Origin of the sequence: Campylobacter sp. BCW_4323 (assembly GCF_001763115.1) — a bacterium.
Lineage (GTDB): Bacteria > Campylobacterota > Campylobacteria > Campylobacterales > Campylobacteraceae > Campylobacter_D > Campylobacter_D jejuni.
Genome location: NZ_MJYC01000057.1, coordinates 124,379 through 135,164, shown reverse-complemented (window position 1 = coordinate 135,164; position 10,786 = coordinate 124,379). Strand labels below are relative to the sequence as shown.

Here is a 10,786-nt window from a genome sequence, read left to right as displayed (position 1 = left end):
TTATGGAGAGTTTGATCCTGGCTCAGAGTGAACGCTGGCGGCGTGCCTAATACATGCAAGTCGAACGATGAAGCTTCTAGCTTGCTAGAAGTGGATTAGTGGCGCACGGGTGAGTAAGGTATAGTTAATCTGCCCTACACAAGAGGACAACAGTTGGAAACGACTGCTAATACTCTATACTCCTGCTTAACACAAGTTGAGTAGGGAAAGTTTTTCGGTGTAGGATGAGACTATATAGTATCAGCTAGTTGGTAAGGTAATGGCTTACCAAGGCTATGACGCTTAACTGGTCTGAGAGGATGATCAGTCACACTGGAACTGAGACACGGTCCAGACTCCTACGGGAGGCAGCAGTAGGGAATATTGCGCAATGGGGGAAACCCTGACGCAGCAACGCCGCGTGGAGGATGACACTTTTCGGAGCGTAAACTCCTTTTCTTAGGGAAGAATTCTGACGGTACCTAAGGAATAAGCACCGGCTAACTCCGTGCCAGCAGCCGCGGTAATACGGAGGGTGCAAGCGTTACTCGGAATCACTGGGCGTAAAGGGCGCGTAGGCGGATTATCAAGTCTCTTGTGAAATCTAATGGCTTAACCATTAAACTGCTTGGGAAACTGATAGTCTAGAGTGAGGGAGAGGCAGATGGAATTGGTGGTGTAGGGGTAAAATCCGTAGATATCACCAAGAATACCCATTGCGAAGGCGATCTGCTGGAACTCAACTGACGCTAAGGCGCGAAAGCGTGGGGAGCAAACAGGATTAGATACCCTGGTAGTCCACGCCCTAAACGATGTACACTAGTTGTTGGGATGCTAGTCATCTCAGTAATGCAGCTAACGCATTAAGTGTACCGCCTGGGGAGTACGGTCGCAAGATTAAAACTCAAAGGAATAGACGGGGACCCGCACAAGCGGTGGAGCATGTGGTTTAATTCGAAGATACGCGAAGAACCTTACCTGGGCTTGATATCCTAAGAACCTTATAGAGATATGAGGGTGCTAGCTTGCTAGAACTTAGAGACAGGTGCTGCACGGCTGTCGTCAGCTCGTGTCGTGAGATGTTGGGTTAAGTCCCGCAACGAGCGCAACCCACGTATTTAGTTGCTAACGGTTCGGCCGAGCACTCTAAATAGACTGCCTTCGTAAGGAGGAGGAAGGTGTGGACGACGTCAAGTCATCATGGCCCTTATGCCCAGGGCGACACACGTGCTACAATGGCATATACAATGAGACGCAATACCGCGAGGTGGAGCAAATCTATAAAATATGTCCCAGTTCGGATTGTTCTCTGCAACTCGAGAGCATGAAGCCGGAATCGCTAGTAATCGTAGATCAGCCATGCTACGGTGAATACGTTCCCGGGTCTTGTACTCACCGCCCGTCACACCATGGGAGTTGATTTCACTCGAAGCCGGAATACTAAACTAGTTACCGTCCACAGTGGAATCAGCGACTGGGGTGAAGTCGTAACAAGGTAACCGTAGGAGAACCTGCGGTTGGATCACCTCCTTTCTAGAGTACAAAGTAATAAGTCTCACCACTATTACTTCAATATATAAACTCAATTGATTCTTGTTTAGATTTCAAAGATTGATGATAAAGCTAATTGTTTATGGGGAATTAGCTCAGCTGGGAGAGCGCCTGCTTTGCACGCAGGAGGTCAGCGGTTCGATCCCGCTATTCTCCACCATTTATTAAGGGCCTATAGCTCAGCTGGTTAGAGTGCACCCCTGATAAGGGTGAGGTCACAAGTTCAAGTCTTGTTAGGCCCACCATAAAAAAGATTTGAATAAAAAAGCTTTAAAATCTAAAGCAAGTATATAAAGTAGATTAAATATAAAATATAAACTCTATATTCAGATTTACTTTTATCTTTAACTATAAAAGAATATACTTTAAATAGATATAAGTAGCATATACATTATGTATTTATATTTATAATGATTATATTAATATATATACTTCCTTTAGGTTTTAAACCTAAATGTTCTTTTTAATTATCATTGTTAAGAGTCACAAGCAAGTTTTAATAAAAACAATTTTACAGGACTTGTTAAAGGATAAAACCTATTTATCTTTTCTTTGGTTTAACTTATATCTTTTAATTATCTTTATTTCTATAATAAAGAGAATATTAGATTTAAGATTTATAAATTAAAGACAAGTTTCAAACTCACAGCTTAGTTGAGACTAAATCATTTAGTTTTATATTAAGTGTTTGAATGCTTTCCGTCTTAAGATAAAGAAGTCTTATCATAAAAACTTTAACAAGGAAGTGATGCGTTTTAGAATCAATAATAAAAGGTAGAAGTTAGATTATATCTAACTTTTATGCAAATTGTTTTTTTAGTGATTAAGAATTGAAGCTTTATCTACATTAATTTTTTAATGAATGTTTAGTTTATTTCGTTTTAAGTCTAATATCTTTTAGGTTGGCGGGGTAGGCCTTTAGCTTTGGTTCTTTAAGATGAGCCTTGCTCATTTGCTAAAAGAACATCAAAAGGTAAGCTACTAAGAGCGAATGGTGGATGCCTTGACTGGTAAAGGCGATGAAGGACGTACTAGACTGCGATAAGCTACGGGGAGCTGTCAAGAAGCTTTGATCCGTAGATTTCCGAATGGGGCAACCCAATGTATAGAGATATACATTACCTATATAGGAGCGAACGAGGGGAATTGAAACATCTTAGTACCCTCAGGAAAAGAAATCAATAGAGATTGCGTCAGTAGCGGCGAGCGAAAGCGCAAGAGGGCAAACCCAGTGCTTGCACTGGGGGTTGTAGGACTGCAATGTGCAAGAGCTGAGTTTAGCAGAACATTCTGGAAAGTATAGCCATAGAGGGTGATAGTCCCGTATGCGAAAAACAAAGCTTAGCTAGCAGTATCCTGAGTAGGGCGGGACACGAGGAATCCTGTCTGAATCCGGGTCGACCACGATCCAACCCTAAATACTAATACCAGATCGATAGTGCACAAGTACCGTGAGGGAAAGGTGAAAAGAACTGAGGTGATCAGAGTGAAATAGAACCTGAAACCATTTGCTTACAATCATTCAGAGCACTATGTAGCAATACAGTGTGATGGACTGCCTTTTGCATAATGAGCCTGCGAGTTGTGGTGTCTGGCAAGGTTAAGCAAACGCGAAGCCGTAGCGAAAGCGAGTCTGAATAGGGCGCTTAGTCAGATGCTGCAGACCCGAAACGAAGTGATCTATCCATGAGCAAGTTGAAGCTAGTGTAAGAACTAGTGGAGGACTGAACCCATAGGCGTTGAAAAGCCCCGGGATGACTTGTGGATAGGGGTGAAAGGCCAATCAAACTTCGTGATAGCTGGTTCTCTCCGAAATATATTTAGGTATAGCGTTGTGTCGTAATATAAGGGGGTAGAGCACTGAATGGGCTAGGGCATACACCAATGTACCAAACCCTATCAAACTCCGAATACCTTATATGTAATCACAGCAGTCAGGCGGCGAGTGATAAAATCCGTCGTCAAGAGGGAAACAACCCAGACTACCAGCTAAGGTCCCTAAATCTTACTTAAGTGGAAAACGATGTGAAGTTACTTAAACAACCAGGAGGTTGGCTTAGAAGCAGCCATCCTTTAAAGAAAGCGTAATAGCTCACTGGTCTAGTGATTTTGCGCGGAAAATATAACGGGGCTAAAGTAAGTACCGAAGCTGTAGACTTGCACACAACTTAGATTATTTAAGTTTAGAATATAAAAAACTAAGTTATATGTTTTAAGTTATATTTTTACTGATTTTTATAGAGTAAAGATAGAAATAAAACTTAGTAAAATCAGTAAAAATATTCTTGGTTTAAAGTTTAAGTAGTTTAAGTTGTGTGCAAGTGGTAGGAGAGCGTTCTATTTGCGTCGAAGGTATACCGGCAAGGAGTGCTGGAGCGAATAGAAGTGAGCATGCAGGCATGAGTAGCGATAATTAATGTGAGAATCATTAACGCCGTAAACCCAAGGTTTCCTACGCGATGCTCGTCATCGTAGGGTTAGTCGGGTCCTAAGTCGAGTCCGAAAGGGGTAGACGATGGCAAATTGGTTAATATTCCAATACCAACATTAGTGTGCGATGGAAGGACGCTTAGGGCTAAGGGGGCTAGCGGATGGAAGTGCTAGTCTAAGGTCGTAGGAGGTTATACAGGCAAATCCGTATAACAATACTCCGAGAACTGAAAGGCTTTTTGAAGTCTTCGGATGGATAGAAGAACCCCTGATGCCGTCGAGCCAAGAAAAGTTTCTAAGTTTAGCTAATGTTGCCCGTACCGTAAACCGACACAGGTGGGTGGGATGAGTATTCTAAGGCGCGTGGAAGAACTCTCTTTAAGGAACTCTGCAAAATAGCACCGTATCTTCGGTATAAGGTGTGGTTAGCTTCGTACTAGGATTTACTCCGAAAGCGAAGAAACTTACAACAAAGAGTCCCTCCCGACTGTTTACCAAAAACACAGCACTCTGCTAACTCGTAAGAGGATGTATAGGGTGTGACGCCTGCCCGGTGCTCGAAGGTTAATTGATGGGGTTAGCATTAGCGAAGCTCTTGATCGAAGCCCGAGTAAACGGCGGCCGTAACTATAACGGTCCTAAGGTAGCGAAATTCCTTGTCGGTTAAATACCGACCTGCATGAATGGCGTAACGAGATGGGAGCTGTCTCAAAGAGGGATCCAGTGAAATTGTAGTGGAGGTGAAAATTCCTCCTACCCGCGGCAAGACGGAAAGACCCCGTGGACCTTTACTACAGCTTGACACTGCTACTTGGATAAGAATGTGCAGGATAGGTGGGAGGCTTTGAGTATATGACGCCAGTTGTATATGAGCCGTTGTTGAGATACCACTCTTTCTTATTTGGGTAGCTAACCAGCTTGAGTTATCCTCAAGTGGGACAATGTCTGGTGGGTAGTTTGACTGGGGCGGTCGCCTCCCAAATAATAACGGAGGCTTACAAAGGTTGGCTCAGAACGGTTGGAAATCGTTCGTAGAGTATAAAGGTATAAGCCAGCTTAACTGCAAGACATACAAGTCAAGCAGAGACGAAAGTCGGTCTTAGTGATCCGGTGGTTCTGTGTGGAAGGGCCATCGCTCAAAGGATAAAAGGTACCCCGGGGATAACAGGCTGATCTCCCCCAAGAGCTCACATCGACGGGGAGGTTTGGCACCTCGATGTCGGCTCATCGCATCCTGGGGCTGGAGCAGGTCCCAAGGGTATGGCTGTTCGCCATTTAAAGCGGTACGCGAGCTGGGTTCAGAACGTCGTGAGACAGTTCGGTCCCTATCTGCCGTGGGCGTAAGAAGATTGAAGAGATTTGACCCTAGTACGAGAGGACCGGGTTGAACAAACCACTGGTGTAGCTGTTGTTCTGCCAAGAGCATCGCAGCGTAGCTAAGTTTGGAAAGGATAAACGCTGAAAGCATCTAAGCGTGAAGCCAACTCTAAGATGAATCTTCTCTAAGCTCTCTAGAAGACTACTAGTTTGATAGGCTGGGTGTGTAATGGATGAAAGTCCTTTAGCTGACCAGTACTAATAGAGCGTTTGGCTTATCTTTAATAAAGCATCACTTCCTTGTTAAGGTTTTTAAGAAGACTTTGAATATAGATAATATTTAGAGTTTAATAGAAATCTTTCAAGTAAAGTTTATATTAGAACTTGCTCTTAACATTGTTTTTTAAGTATTCTATATAAAAACTTATTAAAGATAAAAGATAAGTAAAGAAGAAAGAGAATAAAGAAAAAAGTAAAGAAATGAAAGATTAAGCTTTATTTTTTAAATTCAATCTTTCAAAGAATATTTAAATAACAATGTCCGTGATTATACAGATGTGGAAACGCCTTGCTCCATCCCGAACCAAGAAGCTAAGCACATCGTGGGTGATGATACTACGCCTTACTGGCAGGGGGAAAGTAGCTCATTGCGGACTTGTTAAATATCTTCATTACTTACTTTATATATAAATCCTATGTTTATTTTTATTGTTGTTTTAGATGATGCTTAGAATTGTGTTTAAAAAAGAGTTTGTTGCTGTTTTAGGGTTTTTAAGAGAATAGGGTGTTTTTATGGGTTTGGAAAATAATAGAGGATAAAATTTAAAATTTTCTAAGTTAAAATTACGTAAAATATATTTGCAATATTTTTGAAAAGATGTCGTAAATTTGAAGGCATCAAAATGGATTTTATAAAATTTCTTAATCATTTTCAACCCATATCTAAATCTTCTCAGCAAGCTAGTGTATACAAATCTTTTAAATTGAATTTAAAACCAAATATTCTTAATGAAAAAGACGAAAATTCCTCTTCATTTCAAGAGCAAAAAACAGATGTAACTCAAACTATGCTTCAAAGATTAGAAGATGAAAAAGTTTTCAATCAAAAGGTAAGTGATAAAGTAAAAAAAGCTGAAAGAGGTATGACTACTATATATTTTAGAGATCCTATTACAAATAAACTCGTTCGTAGTGCTTTAAGTTCAACAGCTATCAATAAAATGGGGATTGAATTTGACAAAGAAGATATGACTAAAAGACTTGATGGATCATATATATTAAGTGGAAAAGCTGAAAATTTCGTGGCTGGATGGTATGCTGATATAGCATATACTAGAGCTTATGTGGCTAGTGATAGAAATAATGATGGATATTTAGAAGATTATGAACTTGAAGATACGAAAAGTGGTTTTGTAGCACAGGAAACAAATTTAGGACTTTTTGTGCAATCTTATACACAATTAAATGGTAGCGTGGATACTCTATTTGGTTTTGAAAAAGATTTTAGAGAAATGCGTCCAGATGATACTAAAGATACAGATTATGCTGGTAGAACTATAGGTTTAGAGCTTGATAAAATGATAAGAAAAGATGGAGATTTTAATGGAGAGCTTAGTTTTAGCGAAACTGGCATGCAAGCAGTAAAAACCAAAGCTCCAAATTCTGGATGGACTGAAAGCGTAGGTATGTTAACTTTAACTAAATTTAATCAAACTAATACAATAGAAATTAAAGATATCTTGGATAAATTAGGTAAAGGTGTAAAATATGATGATTTAAGTGAAGATGAAAAATCTTTACTTAAAATGCAATTATCTGATAAAATTTTTGATGAAGTTGAAGATAAAGAAACTGGGGGTAAAAAACTTGTTTTTAATCCGGATAAATTTAAAATTTTCTATGAAGGTTTTGTGGATTTATTCAAACAAAGAAGTGCAAAAATGCTAGGTTTAAAACCTGAAGATGCAACTAAACTTAATTATGATAATCTTGGTGAAATTGTCAACGAAATGAAGCAAACTTATTTTGATACAAATTCTACAAGTTATGGAAAAATATCTGATTTGATTAAAATTTGGGCTTAGTTTTTATAATTATCTTATAAAGTGTATTGTTATTTTTATTTTGATATATTGTATTCTTATAAAAAAGTAACTAATAAAAGTTTAGTCATATAGACTAAATAAAATTAAGTATATTTTTTTATATTTATACTTGACAAAATAACACTCAATGTTGTATAATACTTCTAGCAATCAAAAAATAGAGTGCTAAAAATTTAAGGAAAGAGCTATGAAAAGCCGAGATAAAAAGGATTTGATTTTAGATTCCATCATCCAAACTTATCTTTTAGATAATGCTCCTATTGGTTCAAATGAATTAAATTTAAATCTTTGTATCCCTGCTTCAACTATACGCGTCTATCTTAAAAGACTTAGCGACGAAGGGTTGATCACTCAGCTTCATATAAGTAGCGGTAGAATTCCTACTATTTTGACAATGCAAAATTATTGGCAAAGTTTTTGGAAAAAAGAACAAGATCAAGATATCAATATCAAAAGTGAGAATTTTTTAAAAGAGTTGAGTAAAGAATTTGAAATTTATTGTCTTGTTTATGGTGGTAGAAGCTTAGTACTTAAAGAAGTGCTTGATCTAAATGCTAAGTTTATAGTGCTTGATTTTAAAGAAGAAGAGCTCGTTTTAAAATATGAAAAAGAAGCATGGAATTTTTTACAAAGTCTTATAGGATTAGATCTTTTTAGTATAGAAAAAATAGCTTTGAGAGTTCATTTTATGGATCTTGTAGAAAAAATAGCTAGCTTAAGACAAAATTTGATTTGCTATAGAAGTAATGAAGAAAGAGCTTATCAAATTTATCAAAATGATGAATTTGTTAAGCTCTTAGATTGCGGAGTTCATCGCCATTTTAAAGAAAGTCTTGAATTTGAACCTTTATTTAAAGAAGGTTTTATGGGGCTTAAGGTGGATGCGCAGTTTTTGGGCGAAGATGTAAATATTATCTTAGCAGGTAGTGTTTATACGGATTATAAAAAAATATTACAATACATAAAGGAGGCGGCGTGAGCGAGCAAAAGCAAGAATTTGAAAACGAAAACGCAGAAAATTCTGAACATTTGCAAGATGAGAATTTGCAAAATATCGAAGATGTTGAGCAAAACAAATTGCAAAAAGACTATGATGAATTAAAAGACAAATTTATGCGTGCAAACGCTGAATTTGAAAATATTAAAAAAAGAATGGAAAAAGAAAAGCTAAGTGCTATGGCTTATGCAAATGAAAGCTTTGCAAAGGATTTGCTTGATGTTTTAGATGCTTTAGAAGCAGCTATCAATGTCGAATGCCATGATGAAATTAGCTTAAAAATCAAAGAAGGAGTGCAAAACACTTTAGATTTGTTTCTTAAAAAACTTGAAAAGCATGGAGTGGCTCTTATTAAAGAAGAAAAAGAGTTCGATCCAAATTTACATGAGGCAATGTTTCATGTAGATAGTGAAAATCATCAAAGTGGTGAAGTGGTTACCGTGCTTCAAAAAGGCTATAAAATAGCCGATCGCGTAATCCGTCCAACTAAAGTTAGTGTAGCAAAATAAATTTTAATAAAAAGGATAAAAAATGAGTAAAGTTATAGGTATAGATTTAGGAACAACCAATTCTTGTGTTGCTGTGTATGAACGTGGTGAGAGTAAAGTAATCCCAAATAAAGAAGGTAAAAATACAACTCCTTCTGTGGTAGCTTTTACAGATAAAGGCGAGGTTTTAGTAGGAGATAGTGCAAAACGCCAAGCGGTGACTAACCCTGAAAAAACTATTTATTCTATTAAAAGAATTATGGGTTTAATGATCAATGAAGACGCGGCTAAAGAAGCTAAAACAAGACTTCCTTATCATATCACTGAAAGAAATGGTGCTTGTGCGATTGAGATCGCAGGTAAAATTTATACTCCGCAAGAAATTTCAGCAAAAGTTTTAATGAAACTAAAAGAAGATGCTGAAGCTTTCTTAGGCGAGAGTGTTGTAGATGCAGTTATTACTGTGCCTGCATATTTTAACGATGCACAAAGAAAAGCGACAAAAGAAGCAGGAACAATAGCAGGACTTAATGTATTAAGAATTATCAACGAGCCTACTTCAGCAGCTCTAGCTTATGGACTTGATAAAAAAGATAGTGAAAAAATCGTGGTTTATGATCTAGGCGGGGGAACTTTTGATGTTACTGTGCTTGAAACTGGCGATAATGTAGTAGAAGTTTTAGCAACAGGTGGTAATGCTTTCTTAGGGGGCGATGATTTTGATAATAAACTTATTGATTTTCTAGCTAATGAATTTAAAGATGAAACAGGCATAGATCTTAAAAATGATGTTATGGCTCTACAACGCTTGAAAGAAGCAGCAGAAAATGCTAAAAAAGAATTAAGCTCAGCTAATGAAACTGAAATTAATTTACCATTTATCACAGCAGATGCAAGTGGGCCAAAACATTTGGTTAAAAAACTTACTAGAGCTAAATTTGAAGGTATGATTGATTCTTTAGTAGCTGAAACCATCGCTAAAATCAATGAAGTAGTAAGTGACGCAGGTCTTAAAAAAGATGAGATTAAAGAAATCGTTATGGTAGGGGGCTCTACTCGTGTTCCTTTAGTACAAGAAGAAGTGAAAAAAGCCTTTAATAAAGATCTTAACAAGTCTGTGAATCCTGATGAAGTTGTGGCTATTGGTGCGGCGATTCAAGGTGCGGTTATAAAAGGCGATGTTAAAGATGTGCTTTTACTTGATGTTACTCCGCTCTCTTTGGGTATAGAAACTCTAGGTGGGGTAATGACTAAGATTATCGAAAAAGGTACAACTATTCCAACTAAAAAAGAGCAAGTTTTCTCAACCGCTGAAGATAATCAAAGTGCTGTAACCATCAATGTTTTACAAGGGGAAAGAGAATTTAGTCGTGATAATAAATCTTTAGGGAATTTTAATCTTGAAGGAATTCCGCCAGCACCACGCGGTATGCCACAAATCGAAGTTACTTTTGATATCGATGCAAATGGTATTTTAACTGTTAGTGCAAAAGATAAAGCAACAGGTAAGGCTCAAGAGATCAAAATCACAGGTTCAAGCGGACTTAGCGAAGAAGAAATTAACAACATGGTAAAAGATGCTGAACTTCACAAAGAAGAAGATAAAAAACGCAAAGAAGCTGTAGATGCTAGAAATGCAGCTGATAGCTTGGCTCATCAAGTAGAAAAATCTTTAAGTGAGTTGGGTGAAAAAGTTGCCACTGCTGATAAAGAAAATATCCAAAAGGCTCTTGATGATTTGCGCGAGACCTTGAAAAATCAAAATGCAAGCAAAGAAGAGATTGAAAGCAAAATGAAAGCTTTAAGTGAAGTTTCTCATAAGTTAGCTGAAAATATGTATAAAAAAGATGAGCCAAATGCAGCGAACGATAAAAAGAAAAAAGATGACGATGTAATTGATGCTGAAGTTGAGTAATCTT

The 10,786-nt window shown here is 37.7% G+C and carries 4 protein-coding genes, 2 tRNA genes and 3 rRNA genes; all 9 read left to right on the top strand.

Annotated elements, in window-relative coordinates; all coding sequences use genetic code 11:
* The 9 genes from AJN60_RS05625 to dnaK all read left to right on the top strand — a co-directional run bounded on the left by AJN60_RS05625 (position 1) and on the right by dnaK (position 10,782).
* Positions 1-1,512 (top strand): 16S ribosomal RNA (locus AJN60_RS05625).
* Between the two features lie 102 nt (positions 1,513-1,614).
* Positions 1,615-1,690: transfer RNA gene (locus tag AJN60_RS05620), tRNA-Ala, on the top strand.
* An 8-nt stretch (positions 1,691-1,698) separates the two neighbouring features.
* A tRNA-Ile gene (locus AJN60_RS05615) sits at positions 1,699-1,775 on the top strand.
* Positions 1,776-2,501: 726 nt separating this feature from the next.
* A 23S ribosomal RNA gene (locus AJN60_RS05610) occupies positions 2,502-5,560 on the top strand.
* 256 nt (positions 5,561-5,816) lie between these two features.
* Positions 5,817-5,933: ribosomal RNA gene (gene rrf / locus AJN60_RS05605) — 5S ribosomal RNA — on the top strand.
* The 16S, 23S and 5S rRNA genes sit together here with 2 tRNA genes alongside, the layout of an rRNA operon.
* Positions 5,934-6,179: 246 nt before the next feature.
* The gene (locus AJN60_RS05600) at positions 6,180-7,361 is read left to right on the top strand and encodes a hypothetical protein (RefSeq protein WP_070286056.1); all 1,182 of its coding nucleotides are present in this window, start codon (positions 6,180-6,182) and stop codon (positions 7,359-7,361) included.
* Between the two features lie 208 nt (positions 7,362-7,569).
* On the top strand, positions 7,570-8,361 hold the full coding sequence (locus AJN60_RS05595; protein WP_070286055.1) for an HrcA family transcriptional regulator: 792 nt from the start codon (positions 7,570-7,572) through the stop codon (positions 8,359-8,361).
* A complete protein-coding gene (gene grpE / locus AJN60_RS05590) occupies positions 8,358-8,888 on the top strand; it encodes a nucleotide exchange factor GrpE (RefSeq protein ID WP_070233303.1) in 531 nt (176 codons plus the stop codon). Before AJN60_RS05595 ends, grpE begins: the two co-directional genes overlap by 4 nt.
* 22 nt (positions 8,889-8,910) lie before the next feature.
* The gene (gene dnaK / locus AJN60_RS05585) at positions 8,911-10,782 is read left to right on the top strand and encodes a molecular chaperone DnaK (RefSeq protein WP_044780765.1); all 1,872 of its coding nucleotides are present in this window, start codon (positions 8,911-8,913) and stop codon (positions 10,780-10,782) included.
* The last annotated feature ends 4 nt before the right edge of the window (positions 10,783-10,786 follow it).